This is a genomic window from Legionella nautarum, from assembly GCF_001467895.1.
Taxonomy (GTDB): domain Bacteria; phylum Pseudomonadota; class Gammaproteobacteria; order Legionellales; family Legionellaceae; genus Tatlockia; species Tatlockia nautarum.
Map to the genome: position 1 here is coordinate 48,300 of NZ_LNYO01000004.1, position 20,413 is coordinate 68,712.

The window sequence follows — 20,413 nt, forward strand, 5'->3', positions numbered from 1 at the left end:
CTCTAAAATGTTTTTGTGCGATATTAAATCTTTATGCTTTCATTGTAAAAAAGAATGTCATTTTTAATTCTTAGTCGAGGCACTTTGAAAACTGACTTAATTTTCTCAATACACCTCACAGCAAATACCGTGGACAAGCGGAGCTAACTTTTGCCCAAATTGAGCATGCCACCAAATATTTACCGAAATAGAGATATCGAACATAAAATTACATGACAGCCTTAATGTTCATTTAATGTTCTAATTGTACAATACATTCAGTAACTGTATTGTCCATGAGAGCAGCAATGAAAACCCAAAACATACAAGCTTTATTAAGCAACCGCAGAAACCCAACTCTAACAAGGCTCGATAAAGCATATAGAAAAGAAAGAAAAACCGAGCGTTTAATTTCAAAATTTTGGGATGATTTAGCTAAAGCAAATTTAAAATCAGATTCTTTTTTTAACTCTTTCAACTCAGGGTATTTTGAGCGTAAATATTTCAACGAAACCGAACAATTTTCAAGCGCAATAACAATGAATAAAAATGGGAAATTCCTTGATAAAGGAAAGCCAGCAAATGGTAGATATATTTACATAGTTAATAAAAATTCAGAATTAATAGCTGTCCCCTTTATCAATAATTACTTTCATCACAGTCATTTAGCTAATGGTAGAAAAACAAAGGGAGCCGGCTTCATGACTTTTGAAGATGGGGTTCTAAAAGTTATCGATAACGATAGCGGTCACTATAAACCAACAGTAGAGCAAATGATGGATTTGTTGTCAGCTATTTGCCAGGCTGTTCCAAACCAGGTAACTTTTGTTGATTACAGCCATGTTAAGGATGGAGTGATATATAAATGCCCGGTGAAGGAGTTGATTTATATTTTTGAAAAAGGTGGAACTTTTGATGATATAGCTGATGTAGCAGTTCACGAAGCGTATAGTGGACAAAAAAAGCCAAATAAAACTTACCTAAATACTCGTTGGACTTCTGTAAAAGATATCGAAAGAAATCTAAGAGCAAGTTTAGATTATCGTCTTGAAAACCCCAGCGGGTCTGATGAAAGCGCTTATACCTACGATCTCTCAAAGGCAGATGACTACAATATTCCAAGTGTAGGCAATAATTCAGATACGAATTCAATTACAAGTATAGGCAGTGATTCGGACATGGATATAACTTCGGATATTGACAACGATGCCGATACAAATTCCGATAATGAAGAAGCAGTTTCTACGACTAATCTAGGAATGAATTAACAAATTTGTTTTTCTCAAGGGCTTAAATCATTAAGCCCTTTTTTCTTTAATTGCCACCACGCAAAAAAATTAAATGGCTTGAATTAGTTTTAAACCCGGTAAATAAGGTTGTAAAGCCTGAGGTATATGGATATTGCCTTCCTTATCTTGATAATTCTCCAAAATTGCAACTAAAGTTCGGCCAACGGCCAGTCCAGAACCATTGAGAGTATGAACTAATTCTGTTTCTTTTGTTTCAGGGTGTCTATAGCGCGCTTTCATTCGTCGAGCTTGATAAGCTTCTGTATTTGAACAAGAAGAAATTTCTCTATATCTATTTTGACTAGGTAACCATACTTCTAGATCGTAAGTTTTTGTAGCACCAGCGCTCATATCCCCAGAGCATAAAGTAACTACTCGGTAAGCCAAATTTAAGCGTTGCAAAATAACTTCTGCATGCTGCACTAAACGCTCAAGCGCTTCGTAAGAAGCTTCAGGAGTCGTTATCCAAATAAGTTCAACTTTTTCAAATTGATGTTGTCTAATCATTCCTTTAGTATCTTTACCGTAGGAACCTGCCTCAGAGCGAAAACAGGGGGAGTGGCAGACATGACGAATTGGTAAAGATTCTACAGGTAAAATAGTGTCGCGTACGGTATTCGTCACTGAAATTTCAGAGGTTGAAATCAGATAATAATCTTGTTCGCCTCTGAGTTTAAACAAATCATCTTCAAATTTTGGTAACTGCCCCGTCCCTAATAAGCTATCGGCGTTAACAATGTAAGGAACGTAAATTTCTTGGTAATTATGTTCCTGAGTATGAATATCCAACATAAATTGAATCAAAGCACGATGAAGCCGAGCAAGCTGGCCTTTCATAACGACAAAACGGGAACCGGTGATTTTAGCGGCTAAACCAAAATCCATTTCACCTAAAGCTTCGCCTAATTCATCATGTGGCTTCACAGGAAAATCAAAACTAGGGATAGTACCCCAACGTCTAAGCTCTACATTATCATTCTCATCCTTGCCTACAGGCACTGATTCGTGAGGCAAATTGGGTAAGCTTAAGGTTATTGTCTCTAATTGCTGTAAAACCTGTTCGAGTTCTGTTTTTTTAGCATCTAATTCTTGCCCAAGACGATTGACGTCTTCTCGCATAGATTCAATATTTTCACCACGTGCTTTCGCTTGACCAATCGCCTTAGAACGTTGATTGCGCTCATTTTGCAGTGCTTGAGTAGCCATTTGCAGCACTTTTCTTTTATCTTCGAGCGAGACAAATGCATCGATATCAAAAACAAAACCACGTCGCTTTAGTTGTTCAGCGACATATTGGGGATTATCACGCAATAATTGAGCATCTAACATGATTACCTCACAATACCCCGAGTTGATTGGTTCAATGCATCAATCATGAGAATTACTTCAGGGCAATCATTTTGCATGAACTCCAATTCCGCTACTGCTTGTTGCACAGTTAATCCTTTACGAAAAATAATTTTATAAGCCCGTCGCAATTGCTCAACAGCTGACACGGAAAATCCTCGGCGGCGTAAACCCACTGTGTTTAGGCCACAAGCCGAGGTGGTATGGCCGGCAATCATAACGTAAGGCAATACATCTTTGTTGATATAAGTTGCTCGCGCAATAAAAGCATAAGCGCCCACATGGCAAAACTGATGTATAGCAGCATAAGCACCAATAATAGCAAAATCATGAACAATGACATGCCCAGAAAGTGCCGAATAATTAATCATAGTGACGTTATCACCAACCACACAATCATGACCAATATGAGCATAGGCCATTAAGTAATTTTGATTGCCTATTCGAGTAATGCCTCCGCCCTTCACAGTACCGCGACTTATCATGCAGTACTCGCGAATAATATTATTGTCACCAATTTCTAAACGAGTTGGTTCACCTTTATAAGTGATATCTTGCGGCTCGTCACCAACTGAAGCAAATTGGAAAATCTTATTGTTTTTACCTATCACAGTTGGACCTTGAATTACCACATGTGGGCCAATCCAAGTACCTTCACCAATTTCAACTCCGGCACCAATTACAGAGCCTGGACCTATTGATACCCCTGCTGCCAATTTGGCGGTGGGATGGATCATCGCGCGTTCATCTATCACTTTTTATTTCCTTCGCTGCACTCATTAAGTCTGCGGAGCAGGCTAGTTTGTCACCGACAAACGCTTCACCATGCATTCGCCAAAAATCGCGTTTTTGACCAACAAATTTAACCTCTAAACGTAATTGATCGCCAGGAGTCACAACTTGTTTAAATTTGGCATTATCAATGCCCGCAAAAAAATACAAAAACTCATGCCCTTCTTTTGGAGAGCGCGACAAATTAGATAATAGCGCGCTTGCTTGTGCCAAAGCTTCAAGCATTAGCACTCCAGGCATGATGGGATTTCCTGGGAAATGCCCGTTAAAAAAGGGTTCGTTAATAGTTACATTTTTTGTAGCAATCAAATAATCAAACGGGGTGTACTCTAGAACCCGATCAACTAGGAGGAATGGATAACGATGTGGCAACATTCCAAGAATTTTGATTATGTCAACGGACTCACTCATACTTTAGCTCTCACTACATTCATAATTCTATCGCTTCCTCATAGGTCTCCAGCTTAAAAAAGATTAACCCGCAAACTCAGACTAAACAAGCTGACCTCGTGGGCTCTCTTCCCGTTAATTCTGAGAGCTATGTTCCTTATTTTTGCTATATTCTTTTTCCAGTCTTGCGAGCCGAATAATGTAATCATCAAGACGGCGAAAACGCGCGGCATTACGACGCCACTGCTGGTGCTCGCTCACGATAATTCCCGAAGAATAAACGCCGGCTTTAGACAGTGATTTACTTACCGTTGACATGCCAGTGATAACGACATCATCCGCCAAATGTACATGCGCAGCAATACAACTAGCTCCACCAACAATACAATCTTCGCCAATTTGCGTATAAGCACCTATCGCCGCGCAACCAGCAATTGCGCTATGTTTACCAATGGTTACATCATGAGCAATTTGGACCAAATTATCAATATGTACGCCCTCACAAATATAGGTGTCGCCCAATGAGCCTCTAGCAACAACAGTATTTGCACCGAGCTGAACATAATCTTCGATCACTACACCGCCAAATGCTGCGCCGCTATGCCAGCGACCTTGTTTCTTTACACTATTGAAGGGAGATGCGCCAAGAACAGCTCCATTTTCAATCACCACATGGGCACCTAACTTCGAACCACTATGAATATAAACACCAGATCCAATTCTAGTATGCGGCCCTATCTCCACTCCTTCCTCAATGACAGAATTTGCTGCTATTTTTACACCATCACCCAACTTTACTGAATCAGCAATAACGGTACCGGCTCCTACAGTAACCTGTTCCCCTAAAAGAGCTGTAGGAGAAATGAGCGCTTTAGGATGAATACCTTCCTGATGTTTAATTGTCGGCACAAATAGTTCTGCAGCACGGGTCATACTTTCTAAGGGATTAGCAACAACGATGGAGTTTACTGGGCAATAATGAACATGCCTAGCTGTTAACAACACCACACCAGCCTGAGTTTTATCCAACAACTGTAACATCACAATATTTTCAAAGTAAGTTAGATCGGAACTTGTAGCACGGCTCAGAGAGGCTATCCCCCTGATAGATTGCTTAGCATTACCATGCAAGCAACCATCAAGGTGGTACGCCAATTCGGCAAGGGTGTACACAGATTTCACACTGATTAGCTAATTTGCTTGATCACGTTTTCAGTAATATCTAGCTTCTCAGAACTAAAGGGAGCTGCATCCTTTTGTAGAACGATGTCATATTTATCAGTGTCAGCAACTTTAGCAATCGCTTTACGAATTTTGCTATATAGCTCTTCCATTGCTTCGTTGTGAGCTGTGCTTAATTCTTGTTGATATTGTTGACCTTCTCTTTCAAAAGTTTGCTGTGTAGCAAGAATCTTTTTCTCCAGATCCTTTTTCTGTGAATCGCTCATTATTGAGCCATCACGCTTAAATTTTTCCATGTCTTGTTTTAAACCCTCTTCCATGGCGACTAGTTTGTCACGACGGGGTTTAAAATCTTTTTCTAGTTTTTGCTGAATTGTTTTCATCTGGCTAGAAGTTTGCATAATCTTCTGCAAATCGACCACGCCAATTTTTGCTTCTGCAAACGCATTAAAACCAACTAAGCTCAACATCAACGAGATTAAAATCCCACTCACACGCTTCATTTTTATTGCTCTCCTAATTAAAAGATCCTGATGCTATCACAGATCATCCACGGTTGCGATAATTGTGAAAAGTTCTATCGTAAATTTTCTTTATCGAATAACCCAAGCTTTCTCTTATTTCATTTTAAAACCCTGATGACAAAGTAAATTGGAATATCTGCTCATCATCAAAAGGTTGTTTATTTAAGGGCTTAGCTACGCTGAATGCCAAAGGTCCAAAAGGCGAACGCCATTCAACAGACAGACCAGCCGAATAGCGCAAAGGTCCAGAATCAATACCTGTTAAGAAAGTTGGCATGCGACTCGCATAAACGTTACCCGCATCTGCAAAGATTGTCGTTCTGATAGTATCTCGGCTCAATGGATAAGGCAAAATAAGTCCTGCACTCGCATTCAGTAAGAAGTTTCCTCCTAAGGCATTAAAGTTGTTATCTTTAGGCCCCAAAGAGTAGCTGTCATAACCACGCACCTGCCCTGGATAAGCAATACCCCCTGCATAATAGTTTTCGAAGAAAGGCAAACCATCTCGGTTAAAGGTATTACCATAACCCACATTACCTAAGGCAGTGAAAATAAATCCTTTTAACAGAGGCTGATAGAAGCGAGTCATATAGGATGCTTTGTAATAGGACAAAGACCTAGCTGATGTCGGTAAGGCAACTAAAACGTTCGCTTGTTGGTTCCAACCTCGCGTTGGATAAGGCATTTGATCATAAGTATTACGGCTCCAACCTGAACTTAAACGGATCTCATGGAAATTACGACCATGTATAAGCGCGAAATTGCGAATCTGTTCTACGAAACCAACCGATTTAATCCGTAAATCCTGATAACCATAGCCCAATTGCAAGCTACTGTATTCGCTAAGAAGAATGTTATAGCTGACATCGGCTCCGAAACGGTCCGCGGAGTACACGCTGATGTCTTTTAGTCGCTTAGGATCAATGGTTTGATAATAAAGGTTAATACCACGTCCAACACCTGTTTTGGTGTAGAAAGGATTGTAATAATTGAAGGAATAATCTTTACCCCAATAGCTTGCGTTGAAACCTACGCCTACAGAACGACCCGTACCCATAAAATTGTGCTGATTAAAGGCAGCATTAAATTGCGGACCATTTGTTCCATAACCCAAAGAGGCCGTCGCTTCTGCAGAAGGCGCTTCTTCGATTTCCACATCCAAATCAACCTGGTTATTAGCACCAGGAACTGGGGTTGTTTTCACATTAACATTCTTTAAATAACCCAAAAGACGCATTTGTCTTTCAGACTCTTTAATGTTGTGAAGTGATAACAAGGAACCTTCATTCTGACGAATAACATTTCGTAATACATAATCCGCTGTTTTGGTATTACCATGGAAATTAATGCGTCTTACATAGACATGACGTCCAGGTTCTACAATGAAAGTAATAAAGACGGTTTTATTTTTTTCGTCAATGCGCGGCTCAGCATTAATTGCAGGAAAGCCATATCCAATGTCCCCTAGCGCTAAACCCATTGCAGAAATTGATTCAGTCACTTTCTTTCTTGAAAATACTTCACCTTGTTTGACTTGAACCAGCGAATCAATTTTCTCTTTTGGTAAAATAGTTTTGCCAATGACTGAATAACCCGAAAAACGATATTGCGGACCTTCTTCTATATGAATATTAATAAAAACATCTTTCTTATCAGGAGATAATAAAACCTGGGAGGAAACTATTTTAAATTTCAAATAACCGCGATCGAGATAAAACGAGCGTAAGGATTCTAAGGATGCATCCATCGCGGCTTTAGTATACTGATCTCTTTTAGTAAGGTAGGTAAAGATGCTTGAAGTCGATAAAGACATCTGCGGCATCAATTCATTACTTGAAAAGTCGTGGTTGCCAATGAACTTAATTTCTTTGATGCGCGAAACACGGCCTTCAGAGATTGCCGCATTGATTGCAACACGGTTTTCAGTGAGATTTTTTACACTGGTTTCAATACGGGCATTATATTTTCCACGCGCATTATAGGCTTGTTTTAACTCTTTTTCTAAGCGCTCGAGCGATGAGCGCTGAAAGACACGCCCCTTCACTAAACCAAGTTGCTTTAGTAACTCTTTCATTTTTTCGCTGGGAATTTCTTTATTCCCTGCGACGGTCACTGAACCGATGGTTGCCCGCTCAACCACATTAACAATTAGTGTATTTCCCTGTCTTTCGAGTTCAACGGATTGGAAAAAACCGGTATCGTACAAAGCTCGAATAATTTGCGCTGTAGAAGCAGGTCCTACTTCTTCACCCACTTGGACAGGCAAATAGTTTAATACGGTACCTGTGCTAACTCGCTGTAACCCGGTTATTTTGATATCACGTACTATAAATTCATTTGCTGCACTAACTTGTATTGACCAAGTTAACATCGTTGAACAACAAATACCCAATAAAATTTTTCTACTGACTTTTTTCATTCTTATATTACGTCCAGCACAGATAATCTTATTTCTGGAGTCAAAGGAAATCATCCCAGGAATCCAGCGAGAAATAATTTTTGCAACCTTTTATAGGAACTGACCGACCCTGTCAAGAAATTGAATAAGACCTTACCTGGCTTGTATACTTCAACTTAGTTCAGTTTATCAAAAATTATCAATTAGTTAAGCGTGATATATCATTGCTTAACGCCAATAGCATTAATCCCATTAACACCATCAATCCTAAATAAATACCTACCGATTTTATATTATCCGAAAGCGGCCTACCTCGAATCACTTCAATAATACAGTACAACAAATGCCCACCATCCAGCATAGGAATAGGCAATATATTTAAGACACCTAAACTAATGCTAACCAACGCTAAAAATGACAGATAGTAGGTTAATCCGCTGCGAGCTGATTCACCAGCACCTTGAGCAATACCCACCGGGCCACTGATACTCTGTAAAGCTAATTTACCGGTTACAAAACGTCCAATTAACGAAAAAGTAGCGCCCGTAAGTTCAACAGTTTGGGTAAAAGCCGTTCTAACAGCTTGCAGTGGTCCCTGACGCTCCGTACGTAACCATTGAGCAGGCCAATCCACTTTTTCTGAACGAAGACCTAAAAAACCCTCTTTTTTGCTACCATTAAGCTTCGCGCCGATCTGTAAATTAACAACTTGATTTTCACCCTTTCTGCTAATCACGAGTGCTAATTGCTCATCAGGATGCTGCCTGACATACTCTACCAAATCCAACCAGTCATCTATAGGTTTATTATTTATTTCTTTAATCACATCGCCTGCTTGTAACCCAGCAGCATTAGCAGGTGATTCTTTTACTATTTCGCCAATGATAGGTGGAATGTTCGGAATAAAGGGTTTTATACCTAAGCTTTTTAAAGGATCAGGTTTTTTAGGATCCAACTCCCAATTAGCAAGAGGTAAGGATAGGGTTTTCTTTTGACCATTGCCTAAGGATTTTACCGTCAGCGAAACCGTTATATCACTACCAAGCAGAGGCATCAAGGCAAACTGAAAATCACGCCAACTATTTATTTTCCTGTCATCCAGCGCCACAATTTCTTGCTTGGGCTCTAAACCCGCTTTGGCAGCAATACTATTCGCATTTACTCCATCGATCATGGGTGCTAGGGATTTAATACCAATGACGAGTACAAGCCATAAAGCGACAAAGGCAAAAATAAAATTAAATAAGGGGCCGGCCACAATAATGGCAATTCGCGCCCAAACCGATTTATTATTAAATGCCAGATGGCGTTCTGCAGCCGGAACTTCTCCTTCACCCTCGTCTAACATTTTCACGTAGCCGCCTAAGGGAAGTAGGGACCATACATACTCTGTCCCCTGCTTACCCTGCCAACGTGCTAAAACTTTTCCAAAACCAAAAGAAAAACGTAAAACCTTAACGCCACAGAGACGAGCAACCAAAAAATGACCGTACTCATGTACTGTGATTAAGAGTAATAATGCCAGGAAAAAATAAAGCAGGGTTGCAACCATAGTTATATTCCCGTGTTTAAAAAAACCAACCCACAGTAAAATAAAGGTAAGGCGGCAATCAAACTATCTAAACGATCGAGTATTCCACCATGCCCTGGCAATATATGCCCAGTATCTTTAATATTAGTCCGCCTTTTCAACATAGAAATAAATAAATCCCCTAATATGGAAATTAATGTAGTAACTACTGCGATTAAAAACCAATTGACTATTCCTTTAGGCTGAAAATAAAAATAACCAGCCAATGCAATTAACATCGAGAGTAAAAAACCACCCAGCAAACCCTCTATTGTTTTACCTGGGCTCACTAGGGGAATTAATTTATGCTTTCCCCATTGCTTACCCGCTAAATACGCACCGATATCAGCAGCCCAAATTAGACACAGTAAATAAACCACTAAGTTTTTACCTTCGTAGCCATGATAGAGCCTCAACATGCTTTGTGCAAATAAAGGAAGCAGAAGGAGTCCGGCAAAAAATACAATCCATGTATGCCCCCAAATACGTTGAGATTTAGGAAAATTGAGTACAGCAATTAAAATCGCTACCCAACCGAATAGCCCAGCGAATAACCAATAATAAAAACCTAGATGACTTAACCAGGTAAGAGCCAATAAAAAAATAACAAAGACAATTTTCAACCATGGCTGCTTAATAGGAATTAAAACTAACCACTCTAAACCACAAGCAACGAGCAATAGCAGAACCAAATCAATAAAAATCCAGCTTTTTGCATAATAAATGATGAATAAAACAAGCGGTACAAGCACTAAGCTGGTTAATAACCTTTGTTTAAACATGGTCAACCTCTTTTAGTTGCTGCGAGGTTTTTCCATAGCGTCTTTCTCTTCGACTAAAACTAGCTAAGGCTTTTTGAAATTCATTAACATCGAAATCAGGCCAATGTACGTTAGAAAAATACAGCTCAGTATAGGCCAATTGCCATAGAAAAAAATTAGAAATTCGCTGTTCCCCGCTCGTGCGGATGAATAAATCGGGGTCTGTTAAACCCGAAGTACTTAGGGACTGTGCAAAAAGCGCTTCATCAATCTCATCAATAGTCAGCTCACCGGCCTTTACTTTTTGTGCAAGGTTTTTTGTCGCTTGTACTAAATCCCATTTGCCCCCATAGTTCACAACAATGTTCAAAGTCAATCGGTTATTAACTTCGGTCAATTTTTCGGCAGCGGACATTTGTTCACGAAGGGCTGATGATAAAGCAGCTCGATCACCTGTAAAACACAAACGCACACCATGTTGATGTAATTCTTGTACCTCATGGCCTAAGGCTTCTATAAAAAGTTGCATAAGAAACTCAACTTCATTTTCAGGCCTTGACCAGTTTTCACTACTAAAAGCAAATAAACTGAGAACCGGTATTTGGCTTTGCAAACAACAACGAATTACTGATTTGACCGATTCAACACCAGCACGATGACCTTCAACGCGCAATAGACCTCGGCTTTGTGCCCAACGACCATTACCATCCATTACTATGGCAATATGTTGGGGTAAGATATCATTCAACCCATTCATCCAACAAATATATAAAAGGTCACTAGTCTAACCGCTTTGGAGCAAAATATTAAGTACCAGATGATTGCTATTCCTAATCTCTTAATAGAAATTGTTAATGTACAGGGGCAATCCCCCCATTTATAACTGAAGCTAAAAGTAGAGGATTAGGCCACTAGAGCCAGTTTTTGCTTTGGAGTAATATTATGAAAGAGCTACTTGTGTAAAGTTGCCGGTTATCGCAGTTATCCAGTCACTACCCCTTCTTGAGTAACTTTTCCAATTTTTGCTTTTATGGGTTTCTGCTTCTGTTCGGCCTGGTGTGTACGTCGCAACTGTTTTCGGACAACATTAGTTCCCTTTTTCAATGAAATAGTTGGCACTGTTAAGGTAGTTGCACTAAATTAGAACAAAAAAACTTCAAATGATGATAAAAGCAAGTTTGAATTGAAATAAAAAGAGTTATTTTTTTCATAACGGCTATTTTGTGTGTGATAAGTTTTAATTAAATCCTGAAATGTTGTCCGAAAACAGTTGCGACTTACACCCTAGGCCTACTTGTATTATCAACGTCCAAATCTTTATTTAGACTTTGCAATTGGTCTTTATAAATGCCTATACTATTTTTTATACTCTGCCATTTTTTCTGTCAGAATTTAAAGATTCTGTGTTTTGAAAGATCATCTTCTTGGCCATTTCTATTTCACCCTGAACATTTCTGTCTCGCGACGATCTATTTGCAGGCTTTCTTTGTAATTTTCCGACTTGTTCTCGATAGGGCTGCATTAAAGATTCAAATACTGCTTGAAGAAACTTTCAATATAAAGCCAATGTTCTTAAGAAATTAATTTTATTCATATTAAACAGAACCTCTGAGTATTAAACATGCTTCTGAAAATGACAAGAACGGCTAAAATGGGAATTTGCCGGCCGAAACCCCTTCTTGCCATTCTTTTTCCGACAATTGTGATTAGCTCAAAACCGACCGTTTGTAACAGCTCAGATCCCCCTGTGCATGGGGATCTGAGCTTGTCCGAAGAATAGTCCATCTTTAATTCACATCAATAAACAGGCCTGATCAGCTTTATCGAATGATTCACCAGGTTTAGGCTGATGAGAATTATGGAATCCATAGGGATTAGTGCCTTGCCCTCGCGTTGGTCTTTGAGGTTGACGATTTCTATTGGAATTGGATGAGTCAGAAGTTTCCAGCATGCCTAACCGTTTAGCAGCAGCAACAAGTTTTTGTGCGGCCTCATAACCTTCTCTATTTTTAAAATCGCTAGGTTTGCTCGCTGCCCATTCTTCAAGCAAACCAGGGGGGTATTGGGATAAAATAAACTTGTAGCCTATATCTGATCCAATATTAAAACAGTCTTTCAATTCAGAAGGAGCAGTTTGCACTGCCTCACGAACTTCTGCTGTTCGTTCTCCCCATTCAGAGAAATCACTGTTAAATACACGGCCGATAGTCAAGGAGAACAAAGACTCGATTGCTGCTTCAATGGAATCGATTGATTCAGATTGAGCAGGGATAAGATACACAAATAAGGAATCATAATTTTGGCCTGCAATAGTGATAGGATGATTTAAAGCTAAGCCGCAATGGGTCATTAAAAATTGCAATAATTGGGTATCTTTTTCATAGCTTGGATCGTTAAGTAGCTTTTCCTTAGAAAAACTAAAATGAAAAGGTTTAAGTTTTTCCGCTTCTTCAAATCGTTTTTGCAAAAGTAATTGATGCAAGAGGGCTTCCCCACAATTTCTTACATTTTGTTCGATTGCTCTTAGTTGTGCTAACTTAGCTATGCTGATATTTTTTAATTTGGGCCTTTTTCCTTGCCCCTCCGTCTTATCTTCGAGACGGACAATATGAGCCTGGATTGAGCCATAAAGTTTTAATAAATCTTCCACCTCGATGTCTAGCTTTAGACTGATTAAAAAATCGGCTTGGATTTTAAAGTCATCAATTTTTTGATTAAATCTTTTCTCTTCTCGGGAACATTTTACTCGTGCTCTTCGCTTTCTAACAGGGGCAACAGTAACGGGAATCTCTTCATCTGCATCAGTCTCCGTTTTAGTCTCTTCTGGCAAGGGAGGAGATTCTGCTTGTGCTGCTACTTTCTTAGTTAACCGTTCTTCGATGACTGATTTCATTTTTGAAATAAGTCTAAGTTCATTGATGCGCTTTTGTTTATCCAAGGGAAGAAGGAGCACTAAAGTTTCTTCTATCGCAGCTAGGGCCTCTTTATACTCTTCACTGACTAAGGATTGAGCAGATAAATCGCTTGCCAGTTTATCTCTTTGCGCATGTTCAGCTCGCAATTGATCGACTCGCTCTTTGAGCTCTTCCTTTACTTGTTTGATAAAAGGGAAGGCATGTGTTCTGGCCAGCTGTTTGAATTGTTGGTTTAATTCAGGCATAGGAAAATTTGCCCAACCTGTTTCCGTATCCTTAGATTCAATAGAAAATTGCGGCTCCCACATTCTATCACTGGTATCAAAATAGACATGCAATCGATACTTCACCCCAGCTCTCTCTAGAAATCCTGTATAATGGTATTCAGAAAGGACGGCGGTGGAATTATTCATTTTCTTATGAATACTGATATGATGACTGCTTAGCGTAAAAACCCCGTCAGTAGATTTTAAAACTTGTTCTTCAACGGGTAATTCAATTAAAAAGTAACTTTTTTCTTTGTTGGCAATTAATTGAATTTTTTCTAATGTCTCGTTGTATTTACCAGCGTGATATTGCTGTTCTATAAAATTAAAAAGTCTGTTATTGGCCATTTTTTTTCAAGTTAAATTAATAATTTTTCATTATAACCAGAAATTATTCAATTTAAAATAAAAGAATAAATTTTTTAACGCTGGAATCTAGAGCTCTTTGTCCCAGCTAATTAAGCAATGAAGAATCCCCCCGATCACAGTTCTTAAAACAGTTACCAACAAATAGAGCCCCTACTCACCCCGGGGTCTATTTACTTTCAATATGGTTATGTTGATTGAAATATAATACAATTGTCAATTTTATACTTAGTTGGTAATAAGTATGTATTCGAGATTGGTTATAGAGAAACTTCGTTTTAAAGTTGTAATGAAGCGATATGTTCAAAGCAAATCTAGCCCAGTTTTTTTTCAACCTGATGATAGGGCAAAGGAAATCTCTCAAAAAGGAGCAAAATTTGTAGAAAATATTTTCAGATTAAAAAGCATTCCCGAGGCACTTTCCGGACGAAATGATGATTTTTATGCAGATGTTTTATCTCATGCAACAAATTTTATACAAGATCCTTCTACAGAGAATTTTAAAAAATTTAAGTTATCGTTGCTAAGACTTGAAATAGATTATCATTTTTTTAAGGCAAAACTATTAAGAGAAGCATTTATTCCCGCAGCCTTTATTTCAGGTATAATGGGAGCTAGCCTCACTTTAATACTCGCAGGAATACTTGCCCTAACAGTTGGCACAGCAGTAGCAATGAACCCTGTTGGATTAATAACTATAGGACTATTGGCTGCAGTGGTAGGAACTACCTTAATAGTAACGAATTTGTATCCTTATTATAAGTTACACAGAGATAGCAAACTTGATGATTTTGTAGCATTTTATGATTGTTTAAATGAATGTGAAGATTTTAATAAGGCATTTTCGACTGACACGTCATTGCTAGCTTATCGAATAGGGCATGCTGGTGACGACGGTCGCGGAATTATCTATTACCAAGATGATTCTACACCCTGCCATTCTGCGAGACTGTAACCTATCATCCCCAGAGATAACCGTAGTACGACCCTACTTCTGCCAGTTAAGGAAATGAATTATGACACTGTAATTTCCTTAACAATTTTATTCTTAAAACAAGCCGCCTTGCTTAAGATTGACGACTCCCTTGCAAAAACGAACGATAGTTTATACTTCAGGGTAAAACTATAAGGTGTAGTAGTTCAAACTTGATTTGACAATTGCCGTTTTTTAGAAGTGTCTGTCAAATGAAATTAGTTTATAAATTTTTCCATCCAGATTTGTTTGCCATCAACCAAAGTTAGATTTTAATGATTCCTCATCACTAGGACTATTATCTTTTTTACGTGCTTCTTCCAATTGTCGATATAAATTACCTAAATCTCCTTGCTCAGCAATTTTTTGGTCTGCGGCATTTAAATCAGCCCCATCTAGAATCTTTTGACTAATATTCTGTTTTTGGGTGGCAGAATAGGCACCAAAGAAAGAACCCCAAAAGTGATTATATTCGGCGCCCAGTGTAACTCTTTGCTGATAGGTATAGTTTAATTGTCTAATCTGTTCAATTATTCTTTCTACTTCGTTTTGCTGTAATTCGACATCAACAGGGTACTCCGAAGCAAATTTGGTTGCTGCCTGCAATGCCTCGGCGGAAGTAAATTTCGCTGCATTTTTTACTATCGGGCTAGCTCTCAATGCTTCAACAGTTATCTGCCGATTTTCTTTATACAGGCCAACAGCCTGGCCGATCATTGTTGCGACGTAACGCCCACAATTAACCGTATCAAAGGTACCTTGATAGAGATCTCTAGGATCGATCAATTGACTTCCGGGCATATCAATGGGATCCCCTTGAGCAATTCTAAGCCTAATGTGATTGACACCAAAAAGGCCATCCAATCGGCCTTTGCCAACTTCAGGAATGAGATGGGTTATCTCAACTTCATCTAAAACCACTCCTTGTCTTTTCAACTCATCAATTATTAAGTCTGCAGATATTTCTGGGGTTATCTCCTTAGTAGTATCAACCGTGGCATGAATAATAATCAAACGATTTTCTATCAATTGATAACTACTATTGGCAATAATAGCTACTTGATCGAATAGGCTAGAAAATTTCTTAATACCCAAGCTAGCTGATTTTATGTCTTCTTGAAGAATCTCTAGATCCTCTTTATCATCCTCATTCAGTTTTTGTTTTTGCAAGTTTGTATAAAATTTTTTTTGATTACCTTGTTTAATCCTGGACTCAATCAAATCTAGTTGATCTAAAGTATAAGGTCTTTCGTTAGCAAAACAGTCAAGTATTGCTTGCCATTCTTGTGCCCATTCAGAGTCTCTTGAAGCCTTTTTCCAAGCTTGCTTACCTTCATTAAGTATTCTATCTTTGTCGCCTAAAACAGAGTTAAAACCTTCAAAAATTGGTTTCGGATAATAGAGACGAACCTCAACCTCTTCATAAAGAGCATCTACCAAGCATCTATTTAGGTCTGATGGTCTCAAACGACCTCGATCATCTGCCATAATATTTCAACCACAAAAGAATTATATTTAAAGATATCATTTCTATCTTAAGGTATTATTAATATTGTCTAGATACGGAACAATCTTTTGAGGGGCACCAAGCGCAATCAAGGTTTTATTCTTAGATACACGAGTAGATTATCAGCGGATTAAGCTCAGAAAAGCCTCATATATTATGGCTAACTATGCATCTTTAAGATGAAATGCAATTAAATTTCCTAACAGTTTAAATTCATGATATAATTGATTAAAAATTAAACAGTAATATGATTACCTATAATCTTTTTGTAACTCCCTTAATCGCCATCTCGCACAAAGCATAGAATGAAAAGCACTGATGGCAATCTGCTAAACATTTATAAGGAAAAACAACATGAGTTTCGCATCATTGGGTCTGATAGAACCCCTACTTCGTGCCATTAGCGAATTAGGCTATCTTCAACCCTCACCCATTCAAACTCAGGCGATCCCTGCCATCTTAAGCGCTAAGGACGTACTGGCTTCAGCTCAAACTGGAACAGGTAAAACGGCTAGTTTTGTCTTGCCTATTTTACAAAAATTAACAGATAAACCTCGTGCTAAAAATAACCGAACTAAGGTTCTAATAGTTACTCCAACCCGCGAACTAGCTGCTCAAGTTCATGAAAGTATTGTCCAATATGGACGCCATTTGTCTCTGCGTTCTGCTGTTGTTTTTGGCGGCGTAAAAATCAACCCACAAATGATGAAATTACGTGGTGGTGTAGAGCTATTAGTAGCAACACCTGGACGATTATTGGATTTACAGCAGCAACGAGCTATCCAATTGGATGAAGTAGATACCCTAGTATTAGATGAAGCAGATCGCATGTTAGATATGGGTTTTATTCACGACATAAAGCGCATTATTAAGTTATTGCCTGCAAAGCGACAAAATCTCATGTTTTCGGCTACTTTTTCTGAGGAAATTCGCTCTCTTGTTAAAGGAATATTAACACAACCAGTTGTCATTGACGTAGCTCCCCGCAATACAACTGCGGCTGCGATAAAACAGATCGTTCATCCAGTAGATAAAAGCCGTAAATCGGCTTTGCTAAGCCATTTAATCCATAAAAATAAATTGGGACAAACACTAGTGTTTTCTCGAACCAAACATGGAGCAAACAAACTAGTAAAACAATTAGCTCAAGACCAGATTCATGCCGCAGCTATTCATGGCAATAAATCACAGTCACAGCGTACCAAGGCGCTAGCTGAATTTAAATCTGGCGAGTTACATGTTTTAGTTGCGACCGATATTGCTGCCCGGGGTATTGATATTGACCAACTACCTTGTGTTATCAATTTTGATCTTCCGCAAGTCGCTGAAGACTATGTACACCGCATTGGCCGAACAGGTCGAGCTGGCGCTTCAGGACAGGCAATTTCTTTAGTAAGCGCCGATGAAATAGAGCAATTATATGCAATAGAGCGGTTGATTAAGCGTAAACTTGAGAGAACTGAAATTGAAGATTTTGAACCCAATCACAATCTCCCTAGCAGTGCAGCGCCTACTCTAACTAGAAAAACTTTTCCGCAAAAAAAGAAACCAAACGTCATTGCGAAAAAAGCTCAGAAACAACGGTTTGTCAAACGTACTTAATGATTCACCCCTGTTTTATGCGCTATAGTATAACCAACCTGATATAAAAGAGATTTTTATGGTAAAGATCATTAATCTTAATAAAAAAAGAAAGGCTAAAATTCGTTTAGAAAAAGAAAAAAAAGCGTCTGAAAACCGCATTAAATTTGGAAGAACAAAAAAAGAAAAGTTGGCAGAGCAACAAGAGAAAGAACGTGATGAACATCATCTCGATGGTCACAAATTGGAACAAAAAAAGGAAGAGTAAGGAAGCGGTTTTTTGATTATTAATTAGATGTGTGTTGCGCTTTTAAAGCTCCATCAGAACAAACTGACAGAGCTTTTTAAAAGGACTAAGCACTTACTTAGCAGCTGCGGCTGCGGCTTTCTTCTCTTTTTCTTTGGCAATTACTGCTTCAGCTACACTGGTTGGGCAGGGAGCGTAGTGAGAAAATTCCATTGAGAATTGACCACGACCAGAGGTAAGGGTACGCAAAGTAGAGATGTAACCAAACATTTCTGAAAGAGGGACATCAGCCTTAATGCGAACACCTGCTGCACTGGGTTCCTGACCTGAAATCATGCCGCGACGACGGTTCAAATCCCCAATCACATTACCTACGTCTTCTTCGGTACTATAGACGTCAACCTTCATAATCGGCTCAAGCAATTGTGGGCCAGCTTTTGGCATAGATTGACGAAAAGCACCTTTTGCAGCAATTTCAAACGCAATTGCTGAGGAATCAACGGCATGGTAAGCACCATCAGTGAGGTTAATCACGACATCCAATACAGGGAAACCAGCTAAAGTACCTGTTTCCATCATTGAACGAAAACCTTTCTCGATTGCTGGAAAGAATTCTTTAGGAACATTTCCACCCACCACAGAGGTCATGAAAGTAAAGCCAGAGTTTGGCTCACCTGGTTCTATTGTGTAATCAATCTTACCGTATTGACCAGCACCCCCTGATTGTTTTTTGTGGGTATAGCTGTCTTGAATCGATTTGGTAATGGTTTCACGATAAGCAACCTGTGGTTGGCCTACTATTAATTCAACATCGTAAGTACGTTTTAGAATATCCACTTTAATATCAAGATGTAATTCACCCATACCACGAAGAATGGTTTCACCTGAATCTTCATCAGTTTCTACCCTAAAGGTTGGATCTTCTGCAACCATTTTACCAATAGCAATACCCATTTTTTCGGTAGAGCCTTTATCTTTTGGCGCAACTGCAATAGAAATCACTGGCTCCGGGAAAACCATCGCTTCAAGTGTACACTCGTGCTCAGGATCGCAAAGTGTGTGGCCAGTACGCACGTTTTTCATGCCTACGATAGCGATAATGTCGCCTGCCTCAGCAGATTGTAATTCATTACGCTCATTGGCTTGCATTTCAACCATACGGCCGACACGTTCAGTTTTACCAGTAAAGGAGTTAAGGATTGTATCCCCTTTATTTAATCTTCCTGAATAGATACGTATGAAGGTAAGCGCACCAAAACGGTCATCCATGATTTTAAATGCCAAGGCGCGGAATGGTTCATCAGGAGAAACAATAGCGAATTGGCCATTTGGTTCACCTTCAGCATTAGTCAAAGGCTGTGGATTTACTTCATGGGGAGCCGGTAAATAGTCAACTACTGCATCCAATAATAGCTGCATCCCTTTATTCTTAAAAGCCGAACCGCAATAAGTGGGGAAGAAGGCTAACTCAAGGGTACCTTTACGGATGCAACGCTTAATGTCTTCGATTGAAGGCTCTTCGCCATCCAAATAAGACATCAGCAAATCATCATCCATTTCCAATGCCGTTTCAATTAATTGTGCGCGATAGGTTTCAACATCATCAACCATATCAGCGGGTACGTCGGTAATGGTGTAATTTTCTGGCTGGCCAGTTTCGTCCCAAACATAGGCTTTACGGGTTAATAAATCAACCACCCCTACGAAACTATCTTCAAAACCGATAGGCAAAGTCATAATTAAAGGATTTGCACCCAATACTTTTTTAATTTGCTCAGTGACTTTCAAAAAGTTAGCGCCGACACGGTCGAGTTTGTTGACGAAAATCAAACGAGATACTTTTGAATTGTTCGCATAGCGCCAGTTGGTTTCTGACTGGGGCTCAACACCGCCAGAACCACAGAATACCCCGATGCCGCCATCAAGTACTTTCAGTGAACGATATACTTCTACTGTGAAGTCAACGTGTCCTGGGGTATCGATGACGTTGAAACGAGTACCTTTCCAGAAACAACTGACTGCTGCTGACTGGATAGTAATACCGCGCTCCGCTTCTTGTTCCATAAAATCGGTTGTTGATTCACCTTCGTGAACTTCACCCATCTTATGAATTCTACCCGTCAGCTTAAGAATACGTTCGGTAGTGGTGGTTTTTCCGGCATCAACGTGAGCAAAGATACCAATGTTTCTGTACAGGTTTAAATCAGCCATAGCTCTCTTCTAAAATTCAAATGGATAAAAAATTGTCACGTATTATACAGCATTTTATTCGGATTTGCAGCAAAACTTTGTTCTATTAACTCTTTTTTATATTATTTCACCTATT

At 39.1% G+C, this 20,413-nt stretch carries 16 protein-coding genes; 4 read left to right on the forward strand and 12 right to left on the reverse strand.

The features are described 5' to 3' along the window. Window positions 1-287 precede the first annotated feature (287 nt). Window positions 288-1,247, forward strand: a complete 960-nt coding sequence (locus Lnau_RS01835; protein ID WP_058503446.1) for a hypothetical protein — start codon at window positions 288-290, stop codon at window positions 1,245-1,247. 69 nt (window positions 1,248-1,316) lie between these two features. On the opposite strand, the gene serS is transcribed toward Lnau_RS01835, so the two are convergent. The 10 genes from serS to Lnau_RS01885 form a co-directional block, all read right to left on the reverse strand. Next, entirely contained in the window at window positions 1,317-2,597 is a 1,281-nt protein-coding gene (gene serS, locus Lnau_RS01840; protein ID WP_058503447.1) for a serine--tRNA ligase, read from the reverse strand. Between the two features lie 2 nt (window positions 2,598-2,599). Then, the gene (gene lpxA / locus Lnau_RS01845; RefSeq protein ID WP_058503448.1) at window positions 2,600-3,370 is read right to left on the reverse strand and encodes an acyl-ACP--UDP-N-acetylglucosamine O-acyltransferase; all 771 of its coding nucleotides are present in this window, start codon (window positions 3,368-3,370) and stop codon (window positions 2,600-2,602) included. After that, window positions 3,360-3,818: a 3-hydroxyacyl-ACP dehydratase FabZ gene (gene fabZ, locus Lnau_RS01850; protein ID WP_058503449.1), complete on the reverse strand. Its 459-nt coding sequence runs from the start codon at window positions 3,816-3,818 to the stop codon at window positions 3,360-3,362. Before fabZ ends, lpxA begins: the two co-directional genes overlap by 11 nt. Window positions 3,819-3,932: 114 nt before the next feature. Beyond that, a complete protein-coding gene (lpxD, locus tag Lnau_RS01855) occupies window positions 3,933-4,970 on the reverse strand; it encodes a UDP-3-O-(3-hydroxymyristoyl)glucosamine N-acyltransferase (protein WP_058503450.1) in 1,038 nt (345 codons plus the stop codon). A 14-nt stretch (window positions 4,971-4,984) separates the two neighbouring features. Next, window positions 4,985-5,482, reverse strand: a complete 498-nt coding sequence (locus Lnau_RS01860) for an OmpH/Skp family outer membrane protein (protein WP_058503451.1) — start codon at window positions 5,480-5,482, stop codon at window positions 4,985-4,987. 124 nt (window positions 5,483-5,606) lie between these two features. After that, on the reverse strand, window positions 5,607-7,922 hold the full coding sequence (gene bamA, locus Lnau_RS01865; RefSeq protein WP_058503519.1) for an outer membrane protein assembly factor BamA: 2,316 nt from the start codon (window positions 7,920-7,922) through the stop codon (window positions 5,607-5,609). Window positions 7,923-8,100: 178 nt separating this feature from the next. Beyond that, window positions 8,101-9,453 (reverse strand): RIP metalloprotease RseP, encoded by a 1,353-nt coding sequence (gene rseP, locus Lnau_RS01870; protein ID WP_058503452.1) that lies wholly within the window; start codon window positions 9,451-9,453, stop codon window positions 8,101-8,103. Window positions 9,454-9,455: 2 nt separating this feature from the next. Next, a complete protein-coding gene (locus Lnau_RS01875) occupies window positions 9,456-10,253 on the reverse strand; it encodes a phosphatidate cytidylyltransferase (protein ID WP_058503453.1) in 798 nt (265 codons plus the stop codon). Then, window positions 10,246-10,980 carry a polyprenyl diphosphate synthase gene (gene uppS, locus Lnau_RS01880; RefSeq protein ID WP_133134875.1) on the reverse strand — a complete coding sequence of 245 codons (735 nt, stop codon included), beginning with the start codon at window positions 10,978-10,980 and terminating at the stop codon, window positions 10,246-10,248. Before uppS ends, Lnau_RS01875 begins: the two co-directional genes overlap by 8 nt. Window positions 10,981-12,024: 1,044 nt before the next feature. Then, complete coding sequence (locus Lnau_RS01885) at window positions 12,025-13,761, reverse strand: hypothetical protein (protein ID WP_058503455.1); 1,737 nt, start codon at window positions 13,759-13,761, stop codon at window positions 12,025-12,027. Window positions 13,762-14,023: 262 nt separating this feature from the next. On the opposite strand from Lnau_RS01885, the gene Lnau_RS01890 reads away from it, so the two are divergent. Then, the gene (locus tag Lnau_RS01890; protein ID WP_058503456.1) at window positions 14,024-14,734 is read left to right on the forward strand and encodes a hypothetical protein; all 711 of its coding nucleotides are present in this window, start codon (window positions 14,024-14,026) and stop codon (window positions 14,732-14,734) included. Between the two features lie 273 nt (window positions 14,735-15,007). Here Lnau_RS01890 and Lnau_RS01895 read toward each other — a convergent pair whose 3' ends face one another. Next, window positions 15,008-16,240 carry a hypothetical protein gene (locus Lnau_RS01895; RefSeq protein ID WP_058503457.1) on the reverse strand — a complete coding sequence of 411 codons (1,233 nt, stop codon included), beginning with the start codon at window positions 16,238-16,240 and terminating at the stop codon, window positions 15,008-15,010. A gap of 373 nt (window positions 16,241-16,613) precedes the next feature. On the opposite strand from Lnau_RS01895, the gene Lnau_RS01900 reads away from it, so the two are divergent. Both Lnau_RS01900 and Lnau_RS01905 read left to right on the forward strand, forming a co-directional pair. Continuing rightward, window positions 16,614-17,861, forward strand: a complete 1,248-nt coding sequence (locus Lnau_RS01900; RefSeq protein WP_058503458.1) for a DEAD/DEAH box helicase — start codon at window positions 16,614-16,616, stop codon at window positions 17,859-17,861. 58 nt (window positions 17,862-17,919) lie between these two features. Then, window positions 17,920-18,108: a DUF4169 family protein gene (locus Lnau_RS01905; RefSeq protein WP_058503459.1), complete on the forward strand. Its 189-nt coding sequence runs from the start codon at window positions 17,920-17,922 to the stop codon at window positions 18,106-18,108. 93 nt (window positions 18,109-18,201) lie between these two features. Here the strand turns inward: Lnau_RS01905 and fusA are convergent, their stop codons facing one another. Continuing rightward, a complete protein-coding gene (fusA, locus tag Lnau_RS01910; RefSeq protein ID WP_058503460.1) occupies window positions 18,202-20,298 on the reverse strand; it encodes an elongation factor G in 2,097 nt (698 codons plus the stop codon). Window positions 20,299-20,413 lie beyond the last annotated feature (115 nt).